Below are 24,230 nucleotides of genomic sequence, written 5' to 3'. Positions count from 1 at the left end.
CATACGCCAAGGGACGCACCGGTCATCCACGTAAAGACAGCCTGGTCGGCCCGCTTATCGACAAGGCTTCTTGTGAAGACATGCAGGTTGCGTTCGCCCGCGCCCGCGATGAAGGCGGCCAGGTGTTTGGTGGTGATCGGCAGCTTCAGGACCAGTACCCGAATGCCTACTACGTTTCTCCAGCTATTGCCGAGATGCCCGCGCAGAGCGCCGTGGTTCGTCATGAAACTTTCGCACCGATCCTCTACGTGCTGACCTACGACGAATTCGACGAAGCCCTGCGCCTGAACAACGAAGTGCCGCAAGGTCTGTCGTCGTGCATCTTCACCACCGACCTGCGTGAAGCCGAGCGCTTCCAGAGTGCGGCAGGCAGTGACTGCGGGATTGCCAACGTCAACATCGGCACCAGCGGTGCGGAGATTGGCGGGGCGTTTGGCGGTGAGAAGGAAACCGGCGGTGGCCGTGAGTCGGGCTCGGATTCGTGGAAGGCCTACATGCGTCGGCAGACCAATACCGTGAACTATTCCCGCGAGCTGCCGTTGGCGCAGGGGATTGTGTTCGACTGATTACCGAGTCGGCCCCATCGCTGGCAAGCCAGCTCCCACAAGGACCGCTGCTCCCTGTGGGAGCTGGCTTGCCAGCGATAGGGGCACCACCGCACAAGAATAAAAGAGGAAGCCGGCCATGCCAGAACTGCGTCAACAATGCCTCTGGGAACACGTCACCCAGCCCGCCGCGCCATCCCGGGTGCTGAACGCCGAGCTCAAGGCCGATGTGTGCATCATCGGCGGCGGTATCACTGGCCTGTCGGCAGCCATTCACCTGCTCGAACAGGGCAAGACGGTGATCTTGCTCGAAGCCTGGAAAATCGGCCACGGTGGTTCCGGGCGCAACGTCGGCCTGGTCAACGCCGGCACCTGGATTCGTCCGGATGACGTTGAAGCGACCCTTGGCCAGAAGCAAGGCAGCCGCCTGAACAAGATACTGGGTGAGGCGCCGGGCGAAGTGTTCGCCACCATCGAACGCCTGGGTATCGACTGCCAGGCCCACAACACCGGCACACTGCACATGGCCCACAACGCCACCGGCGTTGCCGACCTCGAAGCCCGTCACCAGCAATGGAGCCGGCGTGGCGCCGATGTCGAGCTGCTGACCGGGGCCAAGTGCGAAGAATATTGCGGTACCGACAAGATTTCCGCCGCGCTGCTCGATCGCCGCGCCGGCACCATCAACCCCATGGGTTATACACAGGGCCTGGCCGCTGCGGTCGAGCGTCTGGGTGGGCAGATCTTCCAGCAGTCCGCCGTGCAAGGCCTGGAGCGTGAAGGCAGCAGCTGGCGGGTGAAGACCGCCAAAGGTTCGGTCAGCGCCGACAAGGTGGTGATCTCCACTGGTGCCTACACCGAAGGCGACTGGACCAACCTGCAACGCCAGTTCTTCCGCGGCTACTACTACCAGGTCGCTTCAGTGCCGCTGCAAGGCGCCGCTGCCGACAACGTGCTCAAGCACGGCCAGGGTTCGTGGGATACGCGCACGGTGCTCAGCAGCATCCGTCGTGATGACCAAGGGCGCCTGTTGCTCGGCAGCCTCGGGCGGGTCGACAACAAGCCGGCCTGGTTCATCCGCAGTTGGGCCGACCGCATCCAGAACCACTACTTCCCGCAACTGGGCAAGGTCGAGTGGGAAATGCACTGGACCGGCTGCATCGACTTCACCCCGGACCACCTGATGCGGCTGTTCGAGCCGGCGCCGGGCATCGTCGCCGTCACTGGCTACAACGGCCGCGGCAACACCACCGGCACGGTGATCGGCAAAGCCTTTGCCCAGTACCTGCTCTGCGACAACCCGGATGCCTTGCCGATTCCGTTCTCGGCAATGAAACCGGTGTCGGCGCCGGCGCTGCGTACCGGCTTCTACGAAACCGGCTTCTCGCTGTATCACGCCGGGCAATGCTTGCGCGTGGTGCTCTGACGGCTACTTGTGCAGCCAGCTGAGAAAACCGCCTTTCTTGATGGCTGCAGGCTTTTGCTCCAGCAGTGACTGGCGGGTTTGCTGGCGGATGCGTTGCAGCTTGAGCAGCGCAGTCTTGACCTCGGTGCGTTGCTCCAGGCAACTGCGCACTTCGTCCTTGTCGATGCGATAGAGAATGCAGCTGGTCAGGGTGCGGAACTCGGCAGTGGAATCATCCGCTTCCAGCAAGCCCTCCACTCCCAATACCTCACCCGGGCCCATGCGCCCGGCTTCGAGCTGCTTGTCGCCATCACGAATGCCGACAGACACCACCCCGGTGCCAATCACCAGCAGGTAATCCGAGCTGTCGCCGACGCCGAGGATCACCTGGTCGGCCAGGTATTCCACGGCGGTCATGCGCTGGCTGAGGTTGTCTTTCTCCTCGTTGCTGAGCGAACGGAAGATCCGCACATCCTCGAGCAGGGCGCGCTGACGGTTCCACATCTGGCCTGGCTGGGTATCGCTGTTCCACACCACGCCGGCCGCTTCCAGGTGGCGGTGGGCGAGGTCGAACATATGGTTGCGCACCTCGGTCTTCTGGCTCATGGAGCTGACAAAGCCGCTGGCCTCGTACTCCACCGACTCCAGGCTCGAACTCTTGATCGTCGCTTTCGGGGCAGGGGTGATCAGTAACGTGCGCGTGCCTTGCAGGGTTTTCTCCAGCGCATCGAGCACCCGTCGCGGGCGCACCTTGGCCGGCACCACGACGGTGATGGAGACGCCGTGCACATCACTGGGCTGGCTGAAGTTGAGCAGCTTGGCCTTGGCCGCCACCGAGTTGGGAATCACCGCCATGCTGCCGTTGCCGGTAAGCAGGCGGGTGGCGCGCCAGTCGATCTCGATGACCTTGCCTTCGGTGCCGTCGATGCTGATCGAATCGCCGATCTGATAGGGGCGGGTGGTATTCAGCACAATGCCGGAGAACACATCGCTCAGCGTGCTCTGTAGCGCCAGGCCGATCACGATTGCCATGACCCCGGAGGTTGCCAACAGGCCTTTGACCGGCAGCTGCAGCACATAGGCCGCTGCGGCAACAATAGCGACCAGGAAGATCACCGCCCCCAGCACATCCTGCAGCAACCGCCCGGTGTGACCGCTACGGGCCACCAGCACCAGGCCGATCACTACCGTGGCGGTACGCGCCGCAAACAGCCACCAGGCAATCCCCAGCACCGTAGCGAGCAGATTGCGCGGCACATCCTCGACCCAGGGCGCAGGTTGCAGCGGGCTGACCCCGGCGCTGATCAGCACCCAGGTAAACAGCGAAAACGCCAGCAAGCGCGCACCGATGCGCCAAGGGCGGCGATTGGCGGGTATCAGTTGCCAGAGCGTGAGGTCGAGCACGATCAGGGTAATGCCGAGCAACAGCGGGTAACTCTGGACGAATGCGAACATACCGGTCTCGGTGCGGTGGGCTGTTGCCAAGTTAAGAGCAGAATGCGGGCAATTACTACTGGTTGCTGGGGCGATAGTGCAGCGCTTCGGCCAGATGATCACGGCCGATGTTTTCAGCCTGTTCCAGGTCAGCCAGGGTGCGCGCCACCTTGAGCAGGCGGTGGGCGGCGCGCAGCGACAGAGTCAGGCGTTCGCAGGCGCTTTCCAGCCAGGCCTGGTCGGCTGTGGATAACCCGCAATACTGGCGCAGGCCGGGCAGGTCGAGGAAGGCGTTGGCGCAGCCCTGGCGCTGTTGCTGGATGTCGCGGGCGGCGGCGACTTGCGCGGCAATGGTGGCGCTGCTTTCGCCGTGGCTGCTGTTGGTGGAGAGGGCCGTGGCTTCGCGGGCGACAGTCAGGTGCAGGTCGATGCGGTCGAGCAAGGGGCCGGAGAGTTTGTTGCGGTAGCGCTGGATCTGTTCGCTGCTGCAGCGACAGCGCCCGGTGGGGTCGCCGAGGTATCCACAGGGGCAGGGGTTCATGGCGGCGACCAGCTGGAAGCGCGCCGGAAAGCGGATCTTGTCCTTGGCCCGGGCGATGACGATTTCGCCAGATTCCAGCGGTTCGCGCAGCACTTCCAGTACGCGCCGCTCGAACTCCGGCAGCTCATCGAGGAACAGCACGCCGTGATGGGCCAGGGTTATCTCTCCTGGCTGCGGTCGGCTGCCACCGCCGACCAGCGCAGCACCTGAGGCCGAATGGTGCGGATGACGAAACGGACGCTGCGGCCAGCTGCTCAGCGGTACATGGCTGGCCACCGACTGGATCGCTGCCACCTCCAGTGCCTCGCGCTCATCCAGCGGCGGCAACAGGCCGGGCAGGCGGCTGGCGAGCAGGGTCTTGCCGGTGCCGGGAGGGCCGCTGAACAGCAGGTTGTGTGCGCCTGCGGCCGCGACCAGTAGCGCGCGCTTGGCGGCTTGCTGGCCTTGCACTTCGTTGAGGTCGGGGTAGGGGCGGATCTGCAGCAACAGGCCGTTGGCTGCGTAGGGATTGAGCGGGGTGTGGCCGTTGAAGTGGGCGACCAGCTCCAGCAGGTGACTGACTGCAAACACCACCAGCCCCGATGCCAGACAGGCTTCTTCGGCATTTTCCTGCGGCACGACCAGGGCCCGACCGGCTGCTCGTGCAGCCAAGGCTGCGGGCAGAACACCTTGCACCGAGCGGATCGCCCCGGACAGCGCCAGTTCGCCCAGGCATTCCACCTCGCCAAGCGCTGCAATCGGGAACTGGCCGTTGGCGGCGAGAATCCCCAGGGCGATGGCCAGGTCGAAGCGCCCGCCATCCTTGGGCAGGTCCGCTGGCGCGAGGTTGAGGGTGATGCGCCGGGCGGGGAATTCCAGGCCGGAATTGAGGATCGCGCTGCGCACCCGATCCTTGCTTTCCTTCACGGTCGCTTCCGGCAGGCCAACCAGGGTCAGCGCCGGCAAACCATTGGCCAGATGCGCTTCAACACTGACCGCCGGGGCCGAAACACCGACCTGGGCACGGCTGTGGACAAGGGCGAGGGACATGAACGCTCCATGATCTAGACGAGGCCGCGTCCTGCGGCTCTGCAAGCGTAGTGGGGTGGAGCGGATCGGGGCGGGGAAGAGTGAGTCAGGTTTTTACAGGACCATTTGTGCGAGCGCTGCGCACTCGATCGCCGGCAAGCCAGCTCCCACAGGTTCAGCACTGTTCTCAGGCTTGGCGCTCACCTTGTGTAGGAGCGGGCTTGACCCGCGATGAGGTCAGCTCAGCCAGCTCCCACTGCTCCCCGGGCTGGCACTGACCCTGTGGGAGCTGGCTTGCCAGCGATGAGGTCAGCTCAGCCAGCCACGCCGAGCGTTATGTGCGAGGCCTTGGCCACTACCGCGTCGCTCAGGCGCGCACGTAAACCCAGGCCGTCAGGCCAGAGGCCAGGGTCACCGCAACCCGCTTGTAGTCGGACACTTCATAGGCATCCGCCGCCGCAAGCTCGGCCTCGCTGATCTGGAAGACCATGCCGGCCACGCTGTCGTTTGCATTGTTGCTGGGGGTGACGATCGGGTGGTGGGTCTTGCCGCTGGTGGCCAGGACTTGCGGGTCGGTAATTTCCACCCATGTCTGGCTGTAACCGAGCATCTGGTCAGTCTGGCCGACCAGTTCGCGGCCGAAGTTGGCCAGTTGCACGGCTTTGTCCTGCAAGGTGCCGTAGGAGAACAACAGCACCGGGTACTCAGTAGAAGGCGTCATCGCAAGCTCACTCGGCAGCGGGCGGGTTCTGGCGTGCTTCCATCTCCGCGACCTTGGCTTCGAGCGCTTCAAGGCGGGCGCGGGTGCGGGCCAGGACGACCATCTGGCTGTCGAATTCTTCCCGGCTGACCAGTTCCAGTTTGCTGAACCCACTTTGCAGCAGGGCCTTGAACTGGCTTTCGATTTCGCTGCGGGGCTGCGAGGAGTCGCCACTGAACAGGCGCGAGGCCTGGTCGCTCAGGGCATCAAGAAAGGCTTTGGGCGCGAGCATGTTCGGCTGTCCACAGTATGCAATGGGGCGCCAGTGTAACACGCACCTTTAGCGCCCCAATGCTGCACGCTTTTCGCGCATGGCGGCGAAACGCCGCGCACCGTTGTTGTGCATCAAAACGGTGCTGGCGACTGGCCAAGTCGGGCCGAGTAACGTAAGTCCCTGTAATCCGGGGGTTTAACCAATCTGGCAAGCTTTCTGCTAAGACCTTCATGACCCATGCACTGATGCAGTCACCATGACGACGCGTTACAAAGCCAGGCACTGCGCTTAGACTTGAGTCGGGTTTGTTTTCCTGGGGCAAGTCCACCAATTCGGGAGAGAGTTTCATGAAGCTAGTCACTGCCATCATCAAGCCGTTCAAGTTGGACGACGTGCGCGAGTCGCTGTCCGAAATCGGCGTGCAGGGCATCACTGTCACTGAAGTCAAAGGTTTCGGCCGGCAGAAAGGTCACACCGAGCTGTATCGCGGCGCTGAATATGTGGTCGATTTCCTGCCCAAGGTGAAGATCGACGTCGCCATCGACGACAAGGATCTGGACCGGGTCATCGAGGCGATCACCAAGGCGGCCAACACCGGCAAGATCGGTGACGGCAAGATTTTCGTGGTCAATCTGGAGCAGGCGATTCGCATCCGTACCGGCGAAACCGATACCGACGCGATCTAACAAAAAAGCCTCACCAAACCCCAACGCCCCAGGAGATAACAATATGACTCTGCGTCAGTTCGCAGGGCTAGGAGCCCTTTTGTCCCTCGTAATGCCCGGCCTGGCCCTGGCAGAGGAGGCAGCCCCCGTGCTCAACTCCGGCGACACCGCCTGGATGTTGACCGCCACAGCCCTGGTGCTGTTCATGACCATCCCTGGTCTGGCCCTGTTCTACGGCGGCATGGTGCGTTCCAAGAACGTGCTGTCGGTGATGATGCAGTGCTTTGCGATCACCGGCCTGATCAGCGTCCTGTGGGTGGTTTACGGCTATAGCCTGGCGTTCGATACCACCGGTATGGAGCAAGGTGTAGTCAACTTCAATTCCTTCGTTGGCGGTCTGTCCAAGGCGTTCCTCGCCGGCGTGACCCCGGCGAGCCTGACCTCTTCGGCGGCGCTGTTCCCTGAAGCGGTATTCATCACCTTCCAGATGACCTTCGCGATCATCACCCCGGCGCTGATCGTCGGTGCCTTTGCCGAGCGTATGAAGTTCTCGGCGATGCTGATCTTCATGGCCATCTGGTTCACCCTGGTCTACGCGCCGATCGCCCACATGGTCTGGAGCGGCAACGGCGGCCTGATGTGGGACTGGGGCGTGCTCGACTTCGCCGGCGGCACCGTGGTGCACATCAACGCCGGTATCGCCGGCCTGGTGGCCTGCCTGGTGCTGGGCAAGCGCAAGGGCTTCCCGACCACGCCGATGGCGCCGCACAACCTCGGTTACACGCTGATGGGCGCGGCCATGCTGTGGATTGGCTGGTTCGGCTTCAACGCAGGCTCTGCCGCTGCGGCCAACGGCACCGCCGGCATGGCCATGCTGGTGACCCAGATCGCCACCGCCGCAGCGGCCCTGGGCTGGATGTTCGCCGAGTGGCTGACCCACGGTAAGCCAAGCGCACTGGGCATCGCCTCGGGGGTGGTAGCAGGTCTTGTGGCCATCACCCCGGCTGCCGGCACCGTCGGGCCGATGGGCGCCCTGGTGATCGGCCTGGTGGCAGGCGTGATCTGCTACTTCTGCGCCACCAGCCTCAAGCGCAAGCTCGGCTATGACGACTCCCTGGATGCCTTCGGCGTGCACGGCATTGGCGGTATCGTCGGTGCGATCCTCACCGGCGTGTTCGCAGCCCCGGCCCTGGGTGGCTTCGGCACCGTTGAAGACATCGGCGCACAAGTCTGGATTCAGGCCAAGGGTGTCGGCTTTACCGTGATCTACACCGCGATCGTCACGTACGTGATCCTCAAGGTGCTGGATCTGGTCATGGGCCTGCGGGTCAACGAAGAAGAAGAGTCGGTCGGTCTCGACCTGGCGCAACACAACGAGCGCGGCTACAACCTGTAACGGCCTCGAAAAAAACTTGCCCGGCTTGCCGGGCATTTTTTTGCCCGTAAATTGTCCGTTCGTTCAAGCGCAAACGGTTTCTACCCGAGCTTTGATGGCTGCGTGTGATGTGGGCAGAAAACTTACAGCGCTCAGTGAAATTTAGGCACTTTGCTTTTTCTCTGAGCACGCTAGAATGCGCGCCGAAGGGTGCTGACGAGCTGTCCGCAAACTTCCATACCCTTTGCTAGGCTTGCCAATAAGCGAGTCGATCACGCCAGGGTATGTCGGCGCATTAACGCCGCCCGCTCTTTATTTGTACAGGCCTCGCCCGTGACGTGGGGTTTGCCCGGTTCTCGCCATTCGTTGTGGCGCAACCACGGCCTGCGGCCAGTCCGCGGACCTTGAATTTTTTCTGGCAGCTGTCGATTTTCGACGTTGCTGGTCTATAACTAATCTGCTTTTCGCAAGTCATGAGGTAGAACATGAGCGACGACGATCTGGAAACTGACGACCTCGAAGTAGGCGACGAAGACGAAGGTGATGAAGGCCTCGAAGCGGCAGCTGATGATGTGGCTGACGACAGCGGCGACGACAGCCCGGCACCTGTAGCCAAGGGCAAGAAGTCGGCGGCGGTCTCGGTCGACGAGATGCCGAGCATGGAAGCCAAGCAGAAGGAGCGTGATGCTCTGGCCAAGGCCATGGAAGAGTTTCTCTCCCGTGGTGGCAAGGTGCAGGAAGTGGAGGCCAACGTGGTCGCCGATCCGCCCAAGAAGCCGGACAACAAGTACGGTAGCCGCCCTATCTGAGTGGCCCCGTCAGCAAAAAAGCCCGCCGTCGCTGCGGGCTTTTTTGTGTCTGTAATGGTTGGATCGCCGAAATGTAGGAGCGGGCTTGCCCCGCGATGCGATGTGCACTGACAGTCCGCAATCGCGGGTCAAGCCCGCTCCCACAGATTTAGCGCCAGCTGTTGAGCAGTTCAGGCAGCTGCGACAGGCGCTGGATCTCCGCGTCAGGGCGGTTCTCAGCCTCCCAGGTCTTACCCTGGGGGTTGAACCAGATCGCCCGCAGGCCGGCACGCTGGGCTCCGGCAATGTCATCGCCGGGGTGATCGCCGATATGCACCGCCGCATGCGCTTCGACCTCACCCTGACGCAGGGCTTCGAGGAAGGGCTGCGGATCGGGTTTGCCAACGCCTAAGTCTTCGGCGCACAGGGCAAACTTGAAGTAGTCGGCCAGGCCCAGGCGGCGTACATCGGCGTTGCCGTTGGTAACCACGCCCAGGGTATAGCTGTGCCGGAGGATCTCCAGTACCGGCTGCACTTCGGGAAAAATGTCAATCTGGTGGCGGGCGCGGAGGAACACCTCGAAGCCTTCGTTGGCCAGCTCACGGGCCTTGTTCTCGCTGTAGCCGACCTCTTCCAGGGCATGGAACAGCACGCGCCGGCGCAGGGCGCTGATGCGGTGCTTGAGCCCGGGCTCCGCCTGTACCAGATGCTCGCGGATGGCGTACAGGTGCTCCACCGGGACCGCGCCCAGGGTTGGCGCATTGGCCGCCAGCCAGTCGCGCAGGATGGCCTCGGCGCTGACAATCACCGGCGCGGTGTCCCACAGGGTGTCGTCGAGGTCGAAGGTGATCAGCTTGATGCTCATGAGTCACTGCCCTTACTGCGTTTGGCCCGGGGATGGGCGCTGTCATAGACGGCGGCCAGGTGCTGGAAGTCCAGGTGAGTGTAGATCTGCGTGGTGGCGATGTCGGCGTGGCCAAGCATCTCTTGCACGGCGCGCAGGTCCTGGGACGATTCCAGCAGGTGGCTGGCGAAGGAGTGCCGCAACATGTGCGGGTGCAGGTTCTGGCCCAGCTCGCGGGCACCAGCGGCCTGCACGCGCAGCTGAATGGCCCGTGGGCCGAGCCGTCGGCCTTGCTGGCTGACGAATACGGCGCCGTCCTGCGGGCCACTGCCAGCGCGCAGGGGCAGCCATTGTTCCAGCGCCTCGCGGGCCTTGCGGCCGACCGGCAGCACGCGGGTCTTGCTGCCCTTGCCGTGCACCTGCACCAGGCCGCCCGGCAGGTCGAGCTGCTCCAGGTTGAGGCTGGTCAGCTCCGACAGGCGCAGGCCGGAGGAGTAGAACAGCTCGAGCATGGCCTGGTCGCGGCGGGCGAGAAATTCATCCTCGACTGCGCCTTCCAGCAGTTGCAGGGCGCGGTCGGTGTCGAGGGTCTTGGGCAGGCGCCGCTCGCCCTTGGGTGCCGACAGGCCGTTGGCCGGATCGTGGCTGCAGTGGCCTTCGCGGTTGAGGTAGCGGTAGAAGCCACGCACTGCCGAGAGCAGGCGGGCGAGGCTGCGTGAAGACTGGCCCTGATGGTGCTGGCGGGCGATCAGTTGGCGCAGATGCTGGATTTGCAGGGCGTTCCAGCTGTCGATGCCGCCCTTGGTGCAGAACGCCAGGACACTTTCGAGGTCGCGTCGGTAGGCCAGCTGGGTGTGTTCGGACACCTGGCGCTCGTTGCGCAAGTGCGCGCAGAAGGCCTCCAGCTGGCGTTCCACTAGCGCACCGGACGCAGGGTCTGGGTATGGCGCGGGACGACCCGGCCCAGCACTTCGGCGATGTAGCTGAGGAACAGGGTGCCGACCGTGCTCTTGTAATGCTGCGGATCGCGGCTACCGATCGCCAGTACGCCGTGCAGGCCCTGATGGTTGAGGGTGGCGACGGCGCTGGAGCCGACTTCCTTGCGCTGCTCTTCGCCGAACAGAAAGTCCAGCTCGTGATCACGCAGGTTGCCGCTGACCGTCTTGCCGGCGCACAGCAGGCCGCCAATGGCTTGCTGGGCGTCTGTGCTGTTGACCCAGCGGCCGACCGGCGCTGCGGTTTCGCCGAACAGAATCAGGCTGACAAAGGGCACCTTGAACTCCTGGCGCAGGCTGTCTTCGACGGCCATGACCACGCTTTCGAGGCTGTCGGCATCGAGCAGGTCGAGGATCAGCCGGCGGGTCTTGTCGAACAGCCGGTCGTTGTCGCGGGCCACGTCCATCAGTTGCGAAAGGCGGTGGCGCATTTCGATGTTGCGGTCGCGCAGCAGCTTGAGCTGGCGCTCGACCAGCGACACGGTGTCACCACGCTGATGGGGGATGTGCAGCTCGCTGAGCAACTCGTCGTGCTCGGCGAAGAACGTCGGGTTGTCGCGCAGGTAGGCAACCACGGCCTCAGCCCCGAGGTTGGGCGTCGAGCCCTCGGCGCTAAGGTCGGTGGGCTGTTCGGCGGGAGCCTGGGGCTGATCGGTCATGGCTGGTACTCACTCATAGACGAACCTGTCCTTCAAACACGCGTACGGCGGGGCCGGTCATCAGCACCGGTTTGCCCGGGCCTGCCCATTCGATGGACAGGCGCCCACCCGGCAGGTCGATCAACAGCGGTGAATCCATCCAGCCCTGGCTGATCGCCGCCACAGCAGCGGCGCAGGCGCCAGTACCACAGGCCTGGGTTTCGCCAGCGCCACGTTCCCACACCCGCAGTTGCGCGCGGTGGCGGTCGATGACCTGGATGAAACCGACATTGACCCGCTGCGGGAAGCGCGGGTGATGCTCGATCTGCGCGCCCAGCTCGTGCACCGGTGCGGCGTTGATGTCGTCGACGCGCAGCACCGCATGGGGGTTGCCCATCGACACGGCGGCCAGTTCGACAGTGCGTCCGGCGACCTCCAGCGGGTAGCTCAGGGCCTGGGCCGGCGCGTCGAACGGGATCTCGGCCGGCACCAGCCGCGGTGGGCCCATGTCGACGCTGATCTGCCCGTCGTTGCGCACGTCCAGCTCGATGATGCCGCCCTTGGTTTCGACGCGGATGCGTTTTTTAGCGGTCAGGCGCTTGTCCAGCACGAAGCGTGCAAAGCAGCGCGCACCGTTGCCGCACTGTTCGACTTCAGAGCCGTCGGCGTTGAAGATCCGGTAGCGGAAATCCACTTCCGGGTTGCTCGGCGCCTCGACGATCAGCAACTGGTCGAAGCCGATGCCGGTGTGGCGGTCGCCCCATTGCTTGGCGTGCTTGGGCAGAATGTGCGCATGCTGGCTGACCAGGTCGAGGACCATGAAGTCGTTGCCCAGCCCATGCATCTTGGTAAAACGCAGCAGCATGGGTTTACTCCGGCAGCAGGCTTTCGCCGGCGAACAACTCGGCCACGGTTTCGCGACGACGCACTTCGAAGGCCTGGTCACCATCGACCAGCACTTCGGCACAACGACCACGGGTGTTGTAGTTCGAGCTCATGACAAAACCATAGGCGCCCGCCGAGTGCACCGCCAGCAAGTCGCCTTCGGCCAGGTTCAGTTCGCGCTCTTTGGCGAGGAAGTCGCCGGTCTCGCAGATCGGCCCGACGATGTCGTAGGTACGGCCTTCACCGGCACGCGGTTGCACCGCGGTGACGTTCATCCAGGCCTGGTACAGGGCCGGGCGGATCAGGTCGTTCATCGCCGCATCGACGATGGCGAAATCCTTGTGCTCGGTGTGCTTGAGGTACTCGACCTGGGTCAGCAGTACGCCGGCGTTGGCGACGATGTAGCGGCCCGGCTCGAACACCAGGGCCAGGTCGCGATCACCGACGCGCTCGCGGATGGCCTTGATGTAGTCGCTGGCCAGTGGCGGCTCTTCGTCGCGATAGCGCACGCCGACGCCGCCACCCAGGTCCAGGTGGCGCAGGAGGATGCCGCAGTCGCCGAGGCGGTCGATCAACGCCAGCAGGCGGTCGAGGGCATCGAGGAAGGGTTCCAGGGTGGTCAGCTGCGAGCCGATATGGCAATCGACGCCGACCACTTCCAGGTTCGGTAGCTGCGCGGCGCGGATGTACACCTCTTCGGCATCGGCGATGGCGATCCCGAACTTGTTTTCTTTGAGGCCCGTGGAGATGTACGGGTGGGTGCCGGCATCGACGTCCGGGTTGACCCGCAGCGAAACCGGCGCACGCACGCCCATTTCGGCAGCCACTGCCTGCAGGCGCTCGAGCTCGTCGGTGGATTCGACGTTGAAGCAGTGCACGCCGACTTCCAGGGCGCGGCGCATGTCTTCGCGGGTCTTGCCGACGCCCGAGAACACCACGCGATCGGCACGCCCGCCAGCAGCCAGGACCCGCTCCAGCTCACCGCCGGAAACGATATCGAAACCTGCGCCCAGGCGGGCCAGCAGGTTCAGCACGCCGAGGTTGGAGTTGGCCTTGACGGCGAAGCACACCAGGTGCGAAACACCCTCCAGGGCATCGGCGTAGCTACGGTACTGGGCCTCGAGGTGGGCGCGCGAGTAGACGTAGGTGGGCGTGCCGAAACGTTTGGCGATGGCCGACAGGGCCACGCCTTCCGCGAACAGTTCACCGTCGCGGTAGTTGAAAGCGTCCATGGGTTACCCTTACTGGTGCTTGTGCGATTGCGACTTTTGACCGTCTTTGCTTTCGTCTGGCAGGTACAGCGGGCCCTTCTGGCCGCAGGCGGAAACGAGGCAGGCAACCGCGACGAGCGCCGCGAGGGTGGAGATCAGGCGCTTCATGGCGTAATCCTTTGTAATAAGCAGTATTGCGCCCGAGTATACCGAGCGCCCGGCCCCTTGCCTATGCAGGCAGCCCGCCGTCGGGCGGGGTGGTGGCTGCGCCGGCGGGCGCAGGTCGGTATCCTTTGCATTCGGCGCGCCGCGCTCGTATCTTGCCCGGCTTGCGTGTGTGCAGACATTTTTGAGGTTCTTGCAATGAGTTTGACCGAAGCGCGTTTTCACGACCTGGTCGACGCGACCCAACAGGCCCTGGAAGACCTGTTCGACGAGACTGACCTGGATCTGGACATGGAGAACTCGGCAGGGGTCCTGACCATCAAGTTCGACAACGGCAGCCAGCTGATCTTCAGCCGTCAGGAGCCGCTGCGCCAACTGTGGCTGGCCGACAGGTCCGGTGGTTTCCACTTCGACTACGACGAGCAGAACGGCAAGTGGACCTGCGAAAAGAGCGGAGAGCTGCTGGGTGAAATGCTCGAGCGCATCGTCTGGGAGCGAGCGGGTGAAAAGCTCGATTTCGACGACATCTGATGAGCAGTGCAGCCAAGCCGGCCAAGCCGCTCTACAGCAATGTCAGCCCGGCAGTGCCGTCGCCGTGCATCAGCACCTGCCGGCTGGATGAGCACAAGGTCTGCATCGGCTGCTTCCGCCATGTCGAGGACATTCGCCAGTGGCGTGCGGCCGACGATGAGCAACGCCGGCAGATCTGCCGTGAGGCGCTGGCGCGTCGCCAGCTGGCCGGGTCGGCATAGACCCTCCGGGTATTGTGTATTTACTTGGCTGTGGTAGTGTCGAACCTGTTTCGGCTGTGCCGAATTCCTGCAAACCCCGCCCTTGGGCGGGGTTTTGCTTTATATCGCCCAGAAAAAGGAGTCTGACCGGATCATGAGCACCAAGCCTTCCATTATCGTCACCCGATTGGACGTACAGCGTCTCGAGCGTCTTATCGAAAGCCTCGATGAGAAGACGCAGGATTCGCCGGGTGTGCTCGCCTTGCAGGACGAGCTGGACCGCGCCGAAACGGTCGGTCACGAGGAAATTCCGGCCGGTGTCGTGACCATGAACTCCCGGGTTCATTGCCGCGAAGAAGCCAGTGGCAAGGACTACCACCTGACTTTGGTCTATCCGAAAGACGCCAATGCCGACGAAGGCAAGATCTCCATCCTCGCCCCGATCGGCAGCGCGCTGCTGGGCTTGTCGGTGGGCGAGAAGATCGACTGGCCGGCCCCGGGCGGCAAGACCCTCAAGCTCGAGCTGCTGGCAGTCGAGTACCAGCCAGAAGCGGCAGGCGACTTCGACCTCTGAGCCTCAAGCCTGCGCCAGGGCCTCGTTGAGCGCCCGCTCCAGTTCGCCCTTGTAGCGCAGGTACAAGATGCTCGAGCCCAGGCCGTCGGCCAGCAGGCCGGACAGGTCCAGGTCAGTGATGTAACACCGGTAGCGCTCGGCCTCGAGGCGCTGCTCGATGATCTCGCGGGCGACCACGGCATACAGCTGGTCGCCGTGCTCGAGCTGGGAAAACTCCCGTTGATTGCAGTACAGCGTGACTTGCACGTCGTCGCTGGCGCCTGCCTGCAAAATCGCCTGCACCTCGTAGTACGGCCGGTCGATAGTTTTGACCTCGACCTGGCGCGCTTCCACCTGGCGGACCTTGCCGGTACCCGATGGCAACAATTGGTAATAAAGAATATCCAGTGAGCCTTGGGCCTGCAGGTTGTCCAGCGGCAGGCGCGCTTCGCGGCGAAACACGATTGATTGCAAAAAGCGCTGCAGCGGCAGCAACAGGCTGTTTTCATCGTGGAACGGCAGGCGCTGCTGCCACAGCGCATTGTGCTCATCGAGCACATAGACATCCGCCCAGGCGTCCTGCACCCGATAGAACAACTGGATGCACTGCGGCTGCCCCAGGGACAGCAGCTGGGCCAGGTCAAGCTCCTGCAGGGCGTTGGCGTCCAGGTGCAGGGGGCTGTAATCGCTGCGCTCTTCGCCGAGGTAACGCAGCACGGCGTCCTGATCTTCCAGGGTCACCAGGTTCACCGCGCCGCTTTGCAGTTCCAGCACATGGGTGTGTTGCTCAACCTGCAACAGGTAGCGGTGGTTGAGGTTCTGCGCGAGCAGCGCCTGGGTAGTGGCGAACACTTCCTCGACCCGCAGGGCAATGGCCTGGGCACGGTTGTGGCAGAAACAGCGCACCCGTAGCCTCGGCGTGTGGCCGGCACCGAGGCTGTTGAGGTAATCGCGCAGGCAGCGCAGCAGGGCATGTTCGCCGTCGTAGCGGTGTACCTGCACTTCGTTCCAGCTATTGAGCGTGACCTGATCGAGGGTCAGCACCAGGTTTTCGCGCACCCCGGCATAGCTCAGCGAGTCGGTGCGCTCGGTGGTCATCAGGATGTTCAGGTCGCGGTGGTGCTGCAGCGGGTCGATGCCGACGTTGACCAGCAGAAGGATCTCGTCCGCCACGCTCGGTTGCAGCAGGCGCTGTTCGCTGACCACCGGCAGGGGTAGGGCGACGCTCTGTTGCAGGCTGCCGAGCAGGTTGAACAGCTCGTACTCGCTGAGGTCGCTGCTGCCCGGGTGCAGGGCCAGGCGCGTGCTGCTGTCGATCACGCCATTGCGGTGGGCCCAGGTCAGTAATTCGAGCAGTTCGCGGCAACGCTTGATCGGGGCAAAGTGCTCCCACTCGTGTACGCCCAGGTTGCCGTTATACAGGCCCCAGTGAGTTTGCCCGGGTTCCTTGCGGTTGGGCGACTGGACCAGGGTCAGGGTGTCTTCGGCGAGGTCCGGGGCGATCCCCGGGTTGATGAACTCGACCTTGCCGGCGCGCCGTTCGAAGGCGGCGTACAGGCGCCGGCCGAGAACGCTGAGGTCACGCTGGTCGATGCGGCTGATAGCGTTCTGGCTGCGGGCGAATTGGCAGAGGAAGCGGTAGCTGTAGTTCAGCTCGGCCACCAGCTCACGGCGCTCGACCGCCACCTGGCGGACTTTCCACTGGCTGCGGCTGTCGAGCAGCGCCAGTTGGCGCTCATCCCAGCCCCATTCCTGGCTGAGGCGCTGCAGCAGGTCACGCTGCCAGCTGACGCTGCGCTGGCGGGCCAGGCCGCTGAGTTTCTTGTTCACCTTCAAGTACAGGCTGCGCCGCACCAGCTCCAGCCGCTCACGTTCGCCACGGCCTTGCAGGTACTGCTCGATACGCCGGTAGACCATCATGTACGGGTCGAGCTCGTCGAGATCGAGGCGATTGCTGAACACCGCCTGCTTGAACTGCAGGCTCAGGCACTGTACCTGCGGGTGTTCACTGGCATAGACCTCGGTGAGCAGCAGCTTGAGCACCGACTTGTAGGGCGACTCGATGCCCTTGAACAGCTGCCACAACCCGGCGCCGACGAACTCGCCCGGCGGGATGTGCGCAAGGTTGCCGAGGTCGAGGTTGTCTTCGGCGCGCACGAAGCGCTTGGACAGCAGGGTATCGATGTATTGCCGGTAGCGTGTTTCTTCGTAGACCGGTACCAGCCACCACAAGGGCGTGCGCCCGGCGAGCCAGATGGCGGTACGGTAAAACTCGTCGAGCAGCAGGTAATGCTGGGTGGTGCCGCAGTCATCGGAGCTGAGCTGGCCGTCGCGCTCGCCCTGGACGAAGCTTTGCGGCTCGATCAGAAACAGGTGGGCTTCGGCGCCCTGGCTGGCAGCCCAGATTTCCAGCAGCAGGCATTTCTTGCGCAGCTCTGCCAGTTCGCTTTCGCTGAGGTCGGCGGCGTGACAGACCCAGACGTCCATATCGCTTTGCTCGGCCTGGGCCAGGGTGCCCAGGCTGCCCATCAGGTACAGCCCGTGAATCGGCTGGGGCGGGTTGCCGCGGCGGGCCTTGTACGAGAACGAGCGGGTCAGGCGCTGGGCTTCGGCCAGCAGTGGGGCATCAGGCTCGAAATTGGCGACGCCCGCCGGTGTGTTGCCGGATACATAACCGGGCAGCAGTGGGTGATTGACGTGGAAAAACAGTGGCAGCAGGGTCAGCACCTGCTGTTGCCGGCTCGACAGCCCGTCCATGGCCCGCCCCAGGCGCCCCTGGTTGAGCGTCAGGAAACGTTGGCGCAGCTGGCTGAGCACCTTGCGGTCAATGCCCTGGTCGAGGTCGGGGCGAATTTCGTGGGGGTGGTTCATGGCGAGCTAAACCGGCCGTCTGGGGAGCAATGGCGAGTTTAAGCTATTTTAATTTTGACGCCATTTTATTAGCGTTGGTGTGGATACGACCGCTAGCAAGGCCAGCCCCCACTGTGGGAGCCGGCGTTGCCGGCGATGGACTGCAAGGCAGTCCCGATCAGGCAGGTTCGACGACATTCAGAATGTTCAGCAACACCTGCACGTTCTCGGCAGCATCGTGACCAAGGCTGGTCAGATAACCGCCATCGGGCTGGTCGGTGAGCTTTTTCTCGTACAGGCGACGCGCAGCGGCGATCACCTCCTTGGAGGCAGTGTTATGGACCTTGATGCCTTCCTGGCTGCTATCCAGGTTGAACAAGGCAAGGACTTCCAGCTCGGCAATCAGTTCGGGGGTAAACGACATAGAGACTCCGACTTCCAGACAAGGAGGGCAGCACCGTCGCCGGTGCCTGGTTTTGCAGTGTAGTCAGGGAAATCCTGCTTTGCTTCAGACCTTTTCCGGCGGCAGCTCGGGCAGGGCGCGCAGGGCGGTTTCGTACCATTCGGTGTTGAACGCGCGGTCGTCTTCGAGCATTGCGTCAATCTCGTAGGCCAGCACATGGGCCATCAGGTTGAGAATATCTTCACGCTCGTAGCCCACCAGGGTCAGCTTGTTGAACGTGGCCTTGGCCGCCGGCGGGTTGTCGCTTTCGATCTGGTTCTCGATGGCTTCGATCAGGGTCGACTCGGCGAACTCTTCTTCGTCGTTGTCGATATCGGTTGGTTCGCTCATGGGCGCTTTCCTCTTTTGGGGGGCCCAGTTTGCCACGAGCCGGGCACCGATGCCTTGCTATCGACGAACTCCATGATGCTGGTCAGTGCCCGGCACTTGGGTCTATAACAACCCGGCCAACCCCTTTACGGCCTGGAGGCTGTTTCATGCTCAAGCTTCATGGATTTTCGGTCAGCAACTACTACAACATGGCCAAACTGGCGCTGCTGGAGAAGGGCGTGCCGTTTGAAGAAGTGCTGTTTTTCGGCGGCCACAGCCCCGAAGCGCTGAAGCTCAGCCCGCGCGGCAAGGTGCCGGTGCTGGAGACCGAAGAGGGCTTTATCAGCGAAACCAACCTGATCCTCGACTACATCGAGCGGACTCAGCCGGGCAAGGCGCTATTGCCTGAAGGGGTTTTTGCCCAGGCCAAGGTGCACGAGCTGGCCAAGGAGATCGAGCTGTACATCGAACTGCCTGCCCGCGCCTGCTACCCCGAAGCATTTTTCGGCGCACGGGTCGATGACGCCATCAAGGCCAAGGCCAAGGCCGAATTGCTGGCCGGTATCGCCACCCTCAAGCGCAATGGCAAGTTCAGCCCATTTGTGGCCGGCGACAGCCTGACCCTCGCCGACATGCTGTTCTGCTTTAGCGTCGACCTGGCCTATGCCGTAGGCAAGAAGGTCTTCGCCATCGACGTGCTGGAAGACTTCCCGCAAGCGCGTGAGCTGTTGGAGCGCTTCAAGCACAACCCGAACGTGCAGAAAATTGCCGCCGACAAGGAAGCGCAGATGCCTGCTTTCCTGGAGATGGTGCGCTCAAGCAAGCCTTGAAGGCCAAGTGCTGCCACCCAGTCAGAACTGGCCGGGCAGCAGCACGCGACAGGGCTTAGCGCGCGGCGAGCAGCGCCTTGCCGCGGGCTACGGCAGCGCGTACTTGTGCAGGCGCAGTACCGCCGATGTGGTCACGGGCGTTGACCGAGCCTTCGAGGGTCAGCACGGCGAACACATCCTGCTCGATCTGGTCGCTGAACTGGCGCAGTTCGTCCAGGCTCATTTCGGCCAGGTCTTTGCCGGTATCGACACCGTATTTCACCGCGTGGCCGACGATTTCGTGGCAGTCACGGAACGGCAGGCCGCGGCGCACCAGATAGTCGGCCAGGTCAGTGGCGGTGCTGAAGCCGCGCAGGGCCGCTTCGCGCATGATGGCGTGGCGTGGCTTGATCGCCGGGATCATGTCGGCAAAGGCACGCAGCGAGTCGCGCAGGGTGTCTGCGGCGTCGAACAGCGGCTCTTTGTCTTCCTGGTTGTCCTTGTTGTAAGCCAGGGGTTGGCCTTTCATCAGGGTCAGCAGGCCGGTGAGGGCGCCGAACACACGGCCGGTCTTGCCGCGTACCAGCTCCGGCACGTCCGGGTTTTTCTTCTGCGGCATGATCGAGCTGCCGGTGCAGAAGCGATCAGGCAGGTCGATGAACTGGAACTGGGCGCTGGTCCACAGCACCAGCTCTTCCGAGAAACGCGACAGGTGCATCATCGCCACGCTGGCGGCGGCGCAGAATTCGATGGCGAAGTCACGGTCGGAGACGCCGTCGAGCGAGTTGCCGGCCACGGCTTCGAAGCCCAGCAGCTGGCAGGTCAGTTCGCGGTCGATCGGGTAGGTGGTGCCGGCCAGCGCAGCGCTGCCCAGGGGCATGCGGTTGGTGCGCTTGCGGCAGTCGACCAGGCGCTCGTAGTCGCGGCTGAGCATCTCGAACCAGGCCAGCAGGTGGTGGCCGAAGGTTACCGGCTGGGCGGTCTGCAGGTGGGTGAAGCCGGGCATGACGGTTTCGGCTTCGCGCTCGGCCTGTTCCAGCAGGCCCTGCTGCAAGCGGGTGATTTCGGCCAGGATCAGGTCGATCTCGTCACGCAGCCACAGGCGGATATCGGTTGCGACCTGGTCGTTGCGGCTACGGCCGGTGTGCAGCTTCTTGCCGGTGATGCCGATGCGGTCGGTCAGGCGCGCTTCGATGTTCATGTGCACGTCTTCAAGGTCGACGCGCCAGTCGAAGTTGCCGGCCTCGATTTCGCCCTGGATGGTCTTCAGGCCATCAATGATGGTGTCGCGTTCGGCGTCGGTGAGAACGCCGACCCTCGCCAACATGGTGGCGTGGGCGATCGAACCCATGATGTCGTGGCGATACAGGCGCTGGTCGAAATTGACGGAGGCGGTGAAACGGGCGACGAAGGCGTCGACGGGCTCACTGAAGCGGCCGCCCCAGGACTGATTGGTCTTGTCGGTGCTCATGGATTCACTCGTTGAAGGCGTGAACGGAAAAAGTGGCGTCGATCATAGCAGGATTGGCGGCCCTGCCGGAGTGCGGCGGTCGGGGCAAATGCGGGTTTATGTCGCAGCACAGGCCCGCGACAGCGCGCTTGCAACAGGATATTTATCGATTGAACGGCAGTGTTGCGGCAACCGTCTACAGTTGGACAGAGGCTCGGCATGTTTCCTGCCGAGCCAGTGAATCTTTAGCCATCGTGCGAGTCTGAGCGTGGATCGCCGTGACGGTCGTCACCTCACCTGTCTACGCTATCCTTGTGCGAGACTCACGCAGGAATCCAGCGCAATATGAATGTCCTGATCGTTGATGACGAACCCCAAGCCCGGGAACGCCTGAGCCGACTGCTCGGCGAACTGGAGGGCTATACCGTGCTGGAGCCCAGCGCCACCAATGGCGAAGAGGCTCTGGCCCTGATTGACAGCCTCAAGCCCGAGGTGGTCCTGCTCGACATTCGCATGCCGGGGCTGGATGGCCTGCAGGTCGCTGCCCGGCTGTGCGAACGTGAAGCACCGCCTGCGGTGGTGTTTTGCACCGGTGACGATGAGTTCACCGTACAGTCGTTCAAGGACAGCACCCTGGGCTATGTGCTCAAGCCGGTGCAACCCGACAGCCTGCGCGAAGCCCTGAGAAAGGCCGAGCGCCCCAACCGCGTGCAACTGGCGGCCCTGACCCGTCCGGCAGCCGAGAGCGGCAGCGGCCCGCGCAGCCACATCAGTGCCCGTACCCGCAAGGGCATCGAACTGATCCCCCTCGATCAGGTGATCTATTTCATTGCCGACCACAAGTACGTGACCCTGCGCCACGAATCCGGTGAAGTGCTGCTCGACGAACCGCTCAAGGCGCTGGAAGACGAGTTCGGCGAGCGATTTGTGCGTATTCACCGCAACGCCCTGGTCGCCCGCAACCGCATCGAACGCCTGCAACGCACGCCACTGGGGCATTTCCAGCTATTTCTCAAGGGCCTCAATGGCGATGCCCTGATTGTCAGCCGCCGACATGTGGCCGGTGTGCGCAAAATGATGCAACAGCTTTAAGGGCGGGGACCATGGAGCAGTCGACGGCCAGGGAAGGTCGCCTCCTCCCATGATTTAGATCTGCTAGCGGTCTGGACTGAGCTGTTATCATCGGGAGAATCTATCTCGTACGGATCGTTCCATGTCCACTCGCGAAATCCGCATTGCCACCCGCAAAAGTGCCCTGGCCCTGTGGCAGGCCGAATATGTCAAAGCCCGTCTGGAACAGGCCCATCCCGGTCTGGTCGTGACCTTGGTGCCGATGGTCAGCCGTGGCGACAAGCTGCTCGACTCGCCGCTGTCGAAAATCGGCGGCAAGGGGCTGTTCGTCAAGGAACTGGAAACCGCGCTGCTCGAGAACCAGGCCGACATCGCCGTGCACTCGATGAAAGACGTGCCGATGGACTTCCCCGAAGGCCTGGGCCTGTTCTGCATCTGCGAGCGCGAAGACCCGCGTGATGCCTTTGTTTCCAACACCTTCAACAGCCTTGAGGCGCTGCCGGCCGGCAGCATCGTCGGTACCTCCAGCCTGCGCCGCCAGGCCCAGTTGCTGACCCGCCGCCCTGACCTCGAAATCCGCTTCCTGCGTGGCAACGTCAACACCCGCCTGGCCAAGCTCGACGCCGGTGAGTACGACGCCATTATCCTCGCGGCCGCCGGCCTGATCCGCCTCGGCTTTGAAGACCGCATCACCTCCAGCATCAGTGTCGACGACAGCCTGCCTGCGGGCGGCCAGGGCGCGGTGGGCATCGAGTGCCGCAGCGCCGACAGCGAAATCCATGCGCTGCTGGCCCCGCTGCATCACGCCGACACCGCTGACCGGGTCACTGCCGAGCGGGCGCTGAACAAGCACCTCAATGGTGGCTGCCAGGTGCCGATCGCTTGCTACGCGGTGCTCGAAGGCGAGCAGCTGTGGCTGCGCGGACTGGTTGGCGAGCCGGCTGGCGGCAAGCTGCTCACTGCCCAGGCCCGCGCGCCGCGCCAGGATGCCGAAGCGCTGGGCATCAAGGTCGCCGAAGACCTGCTCGGGCAAGGTGCCGAGGACATCCTCAAGGCGGTCTACGGCGAGGCCGGGCATCCGTGAGCTGCTGGCGCCTGCTGCTGACCCGGCCGGCAGAAGAGTGCTCGGTGCTGGCCCAGACGCTTGCCGAACAGGGCGTGTTCAGCAGCAGCCTGCCGTTGCTGGAAATCGAGCCGCTGGCGCTGACGCCAGCGCAGCTTCGCCAGGTACAAGCGCTTGATCAGTACTGCGCGATCATTGTCGTCAGCAAGCCGGCTGCGCGCCTGGCGGTTGAACAGCTGAATGCGCACTGGCAGCAGCCGCCCGAGCAAGCCTGGTTCACCGTCGGCGCAGCCACCGCGCAGATCCTCGACGACCATGGCCTCAACGTCAGTTATCCACCGCAAGGTGACGACAGCGAAGCGCTGCTGCAGCTGCCGGCATTGACCGCAGCGATCAGCCAGGCGCAAGCCCGGGTGCTGATCATTCGCGGCGAAGGCGGGCGCGAGTTGCTCGCCGAACGCTTGGCTGCACGGGGTGCCCGTGTCGATTACCTCGAGTTGTATCGCCGCTATCTGCCGCATTACCCTGAGGCTGTCCTGGCCCGGCGTATTGCCGGGGAACGCCTGAACGGCCTGGTGGTCAGCAGTGGGCAGGGTTTTGAACACTTGCGCCAACTGGCGGGCGAAGACTGGCCACGGCTGGCGCAGTTGCCATTGTTCGTGCCCAGCCCACGGGTGGCGGAACTTGCCCGCGCCAGTGGCGCACAGAATGTAGTGGATTGCCGTGGTGCCAGCGCCACGGCTTTGCTGGCAACATTGCAGGAAACTCCTGCACCAGCCCCCTAAGGCGCTAAGCTGATTGGCGACGTGCCGCAAAGCAAAGGATGGATACGTGAGCGAAACTGTCTTGCCCAACGATGAACTGAAGGCCCCTGAGGCTGCTGCGCAAACCCCCGTGGAACCGGCCAAGCGGTCCGGTAATGGTCTGGCAATCCTGGCCTTGCTGCTGGGCGCGGCGGGTGTTGCAGTTGGCGGGTGGGGCGTATGGCAGGTTCGCCAGCTCCAGGGTGCCGAGCAGGGGCAGGTGCAGAACCTGCAGGCCCTGAGCGAGCAAACCCGGGCCCTGCAGCAGCGTGAGCAGCAACTTTCTGCACAGCTGGCCGTTTTGCCGCCTGCTTCCGAACTGGAAGACCGTCGTCGCCTGGTCGCCCAACTGCAGGGTGATCAGCAGCGTTTGAGCCAGCGCCTGGAGACCATCCTCGGCGCCAGCCGCAAGGACTGGCGCCTGGCCGAAGCCGAGCACCTGCTGCGCCTGGCCAGCCTGCGTCTATCCGCCTTGCAGGACATCGTCAGTGCCCGCGAGCTGGTCAAGGGGGCAGACGAAATCCTCCGTGAACAGAGCGACCCGGGGTCGTTTGCCGCCCGCGAGCAACTGGCCAAGAGCCTGGCCACCCTCAACAGCGTCCAGCAGCCCGATCGCACCGGCCTGTTCCTGAAGCTGGCAGCCCAGCGCGAGCAA

Annotated in this window: 27 protein-coding genes and 1 pseudogene; 14 read left to right on the top strand and 14 right to left on the bottom strand. The window is 63.5% G+C overall.

What is annotated here, in order from left to right; genetic code table 11:
- Together JV241A_RS24890 and JV241A_RS24885 are read left to right on the top strand one after the other, a co-directional pair.
- On the top strand, positions 1-566 hold a 566-nt coding region (locus tag JV241A_RS24890; protein ID WP_134064937.1), incomplete at its 5' end, for an aldehyde dehydrogenase family protein.
- Positions 567-684: 118 nt separating this feature from the next.
- Positions 685-1,971, top strand: coding sequence for an FAD-binding oxidoreductase (locus JV241A_RS24885; RefSeq protein ID WP_134064935.1), 1,287 nt, complete (start codon positions 685-687; stop codon positions 1,969-1,971).
- A gap of 3 nt (positions 1,972-1,974) precedes the next feature.
- Here the strand turns inward: JV241A_RS24885 and JV241A_RS24880 are convergent, their stop codons facing one another.
- The 4 genes from JV241A_RS24880 to JV241A_RS24865 all read right to left on the bottom strand — a co-directional run bounded on the left by JV241A_RS24880 (position 1,975) and on the right by JV241A_RS24865 (position 5,925).
- Entirely contained in the window at positions 1,975-3,405 is a 1,431-nt protein-coding gene (locus tag JV241A_RS24880) for a mechanosensitive ion channel family protein (RefSeq protein ID WP_115084712.1), read from the bottom strand.
- Positions 3,406-3,460: 55 nt separating this feature from the next.
- Positions 3,461-4,954: a YifB family Mg chelatase-like AAA ATPase gene (locus JV241A_RS24875; RefSeq protein ID WP_134064933.1), complete on the bottom strand. Its 1,494-nt coding sequence runs from the start codon at positions 4,952-4,954 to the stop codon at positions 3,461-3,463.
- 346 nt (positions 4,955-5,300) lie between these two features.
- Positions 5,301-5,654, bottom strand: a complete 354-nt coding sequence (locus JV241A_RS24870; RefSeq protein WP_115084715.1) for a gamma-glutamylcyclotransferase family protein — start codon at positions 5,652-5,654, stop codon at positions 5,301-5,303.
- A 7-nt stretch (positions 5,655-5,661) separates the two neighbouring features.
- Complete coding sequence (locus JV241A_RS24865) at positions 5,662-5,925, bottom strand: accessory factor UbiK family protein (protein ID WP_115084717.1); 264 nt, start codon at positions 5,923-5,925, stop codon at positions 5,662-5,664.
- A gap of 329 nt (positions 5,926-6,254) precedes the next feature.
- On the opposite strand from JV241A_RS24865, the gene glnK reads away from it, so the two are divergent.
- The 3 genes from glnK to sutA all read left to right on the top strand — a co-directional run bounded on the left by glnK (position 6,255) and on the right by sutA (position 8,756).
- Positions 6,255-6,593, top strand: a complete 339-nt coding sequence (glnK, locus tag JV241A_RS24860; protein WP_002555808.1) for a P-II family nitrogen regulator — start codon at positions 6,255-6,257, stop codon at positions 6,591-6,593.
- A gap of 43 nt (positions 6,594-6,636) precedes the next feature.
- Positions 6,637-7,968 (top strand): ammonium transporter, encoded by a 1,332-nt coding sequence (locus JV241A_RS24855; protein WP_010221118.1) that lies wholly within the window; start codon positions 6,637-6,639, stop codon positions 7,966-7,968.
- 464 nt (positions 7,969-8,432) lie between these two features.
- On the top strand, positions 8,433-8,756 hold the full coding sequence (gene sutA, locus JV241A_RS24850; RefSeq protein WP_115084719.1) for a transcriptional regulator SutA: 324 nt from the start codon (positions 8,433-8,435) through the stop codon (positions 8,754-8,756).
- A 148-nt stretch (positions 8,757-8,904) separates the two neighbouring features.
- Here the strand turns inward: sutA and JV241A_RS24845 are convergent, their stop codons facing one another.
- The 6 genes from JV241A_RS24845 to JV241A_RS24820 are packed head-to-tail and all read right to left on the bottom strand — an operon-like array spanning position 8,905 to position 13,476.
- Positions 8,905-9,600: an HAD-IA family hydrolase gene (locus JV241A_RS24845; RefSeq protein ID WP_115084720.1), complete on the bottom strand. Its 696-nt coding sequence runs from the start codon at positions 9,598-9,600 to the stop codon at positions 8,905-8,907.
- A complete protein-coding gene (xerC, locus tag JV241A_RS24840; RefSeq protein WP_115084722.1) occupies positions 9,597-10,496 on the bottom strand; it encodes a tyrosine recombinase XerC in 900 nt (299 codons plus the stop codon). Before xerC ends, JV241A_RS24845 begins: the two co-directional genes overlap by 4 nt.
- Positions 10,496-11,233 carry a DUF484 family protein gene (locus JV241A_RS24835; protein WP_115084724.1) on the bottom strand — a complete coding sequence of 246 codons (738 nt, stop codon included), beginning with the start codon at positions 11,231-11,233 and terminating at the stop codon, positions 10,496-10,498. The genes xerC and JV241A_RS24835 overlap by 1 nt, the downstream gene beginning before the upstream one ends.
- 13 nt (positions 11,234-11,246) lie before the next feature.
- Positions 11,247-12,077: a diaminopimelate epimerase gene (gene dapF, locus JV241A_RS24830; protein WP_045200978.1), complete on the bottom strand. Its 831-nt coding sequence runs from the start codon at positions 12,075-12,077 to the stop codon at positions 11,247-11,249.
- A 4-nt stretch (positions 12,078-12,081) separates the two neighbouring features.
- On the bottom strand, positions 12,082-13,329 hold the full coding sequence (lysA, locus tag JV241A_RS24825; protein ID WP_134064932.1) for a diaminopimelate decarboxylase: 1,248 nt from the start codon (positions 13,327-13,329) through the stop codon (positions 12,082-12,084).
- Positions 13,330-13,338: 9 nt separating this feature from the next.
- Positions 13,339-13,476 (bottom strand): lipoprotein, encoded by a 138-nt coding sequence (locus JV241A_RS24820; protein ID WP_038998077.1) that lies wholly within the window; start codon positions 13,474-13,476, stop codon positions 13,339-13,341.
- A gap of 195 nt (positions 13,477-13,671) precedes the next feature.
- Between JV241A_RS24820 and cyaY the strand changes: the two genes are divergently transcribed.
- The 3 genes from cyaY to rnk all read left to right on the top strand — a co-directional run bounded on the left by cyaY (position 13,672) and on the right by rnk (position 14,778).
- Positions 13,672-14,004, top strand: coding sequence for an iron donor protein CyaY (gene cyaY, locus JV241A_RS24815; RefSeq protein ID WP_038998079.1), 333 nt, complete (start codon positions 13,672-13,674; stop codon positions 14,002-14,004).
- Positions 14,004-14,225: a DUF1289 domain-containing protein gene (locus tag JV241A_RS24810; RefSeq protein WP_010221127.1), complete on the top strand. Its 222-nt coding sequence runs from the start codon at positions 14,004-14,006 to the stop codon at positions 14,223-14,225. Before cyaY ends, JV241A_RS24810 begins: the two co-directional genes overlap by 1 nt.
- Positions 14,226-14,358: 133 nt before the next feature.
- A complete protein-coding gene (rnk, locus tag JV241A_RS24805; RefSeq protein ID WP_134064930.1) occupies positions 14,359-14,778 on the top strand; it encodes a nucleoside diphosphate kinase regulator in 420 nt (139 codons plus the stop codon).
- Between the two features lie 3 nt (positions 14,779-14,781).
- On the opposite strand, the gene JV241A_RS24800 is transcribed toward rnk, so the two are convergent.
- The 3 genes from JV241A_RS24800 to JV241A_RS24790 form a co-directional block, all read right to left on the bottom strand.
- Entirely contained in the window at positions 14,782-17,628 is a 2,847-nt protein-coding gene (locus JV241A_RS24800) for a class I adenylate cyclase (RefSeq protein ID WP_134064928.1), read from the bottom strand.
- Between the two features lie 157 nt (positions 17,629-17,785).
- Complete coding sequence (locus tag JV241A_RS24795; RefSeq protein ID WP_045200993.1) at positions 17,786-18,031, bottom strand: TIGR02647 family protein; 246 nt, start codon at positions 18,029-18,031, stop codon at positions 17,786-17,788.
- Positions 18,032-18,115: 84 nt separating this feature from the next.
- Positions 18,116-18,400 (bottom strand): hypothetical protein, encoded by a 285-nt coding sequence (locus JV241A_RS24790; RefSeq protein WP_010221131.1) that lies wholly within the window; start codon positions 18,398-18,400, stop codon positions 18,116-18,118.
- Positions 18,401-18,546: 146 nt separating this feature from the next.
- Here JV241A_RS24790 and JV241A_RS24785 point away from each other — a divergent pair, with 146 nt between their 5' ends.
- Complete coding sequence (locus JV241A_RS24785) at positions 18,547-19,209, top strand: glutathione S-transferase (RefSeq protein WP_134064926.1); 663 nt, start codon at positions 18,547-18,549, stop codon at positions 19,207-19,209.
- A 55-nt stretch (positions 19,210-19,264) separates the two neighbouring features.
- On the opposite strand, the gene argH is transcribed toward JV241A_RS24785, so the two are convergent.
- Complete coding sequence (gene argH, locus JV241A_RS24780; protein WP_134064924.1) at positions 19,265-20,659, bottom strand: argininosuccinate lyase; 1,395 nt, start codon at positions 20,657-20,659, stop codon at positions 19,265-19,267.
- Positions 20,660-20,879: 220 nt separating this feature from the next.
- On the opposite strand from argH, the pseudogene JV241A_RS24775 reads away from it, so the two are divergent.
- The 5 genes and pseudogenes from JV241A_RS24775 to JV241A_RS24755 form a co-directional block, all read left to right on the top strand.
- A pseudogene (locus JV241A_RS24775) lies at positions 20,880-20,987 on the top strand (sensor histidine kinase); the annotation flags it as partial.
- Entirely contained in the window at positions 20,984-21,730 is a 747-nt protein-coding gene (locus JV241A_RS24770; protein WP_115084737.1) for a LytTR family DNA-binding domain-containing protein, read from the top strand. The pseudogene JV241A_RS24775 and the gene JV241A_RS24770, both read left to right, overlap by 4 nt.
- Before the next feature lie 121 nt (positions 21,731-21,851).
- Positions 21,852-22,793, top strand: a complete 942-nt coding sequence (gene hemC, locus JV241A_RS24765; protein ID WP_115084738.1) for a hydroxymethylbilane synthase — start codon at positions 21,852-21,854, stop codon at positions 22,791-22,793.
- Entirely contained in the window at positions 22,790-23,557 is a 768-nt protein-coding gene (locus JV241A_RS24760; RefSeq protein WP_115084740.1) for a uroporphyrinogen-III synthase, read from the top strand. Before hemC ends, JV241A_RS24760 begins: the two co-directional genes overlap by 4 nt.
- Positions 23,558-23,603: 46 nt before the next feature.
- Positions 23,604-24,230 (top strand): uroporphyrinogen-III C-methyltransferase (locus tag JV241A_RS24755; protein WP_177414923.1); only part of this gene is annotated, 627 nt, incomplete at its 3' end.

Source organism: Pseudomonas sp. JV241A (assembly GCF_900275665.1).
In the GTDB taxonomy this organism is placed as follows: Bacteria; Pseudomonadota; Gammaproteobacteria; order Pseudomonadales; family Pseudomonadaceae; genus Aquipseudomonas; species Aquipseudomonas wadenswilerensis.
Note: the sequence above shows the minus strand (reverse complement) of the source record. Positions and strands in the feature narration are given on the sequence as shown.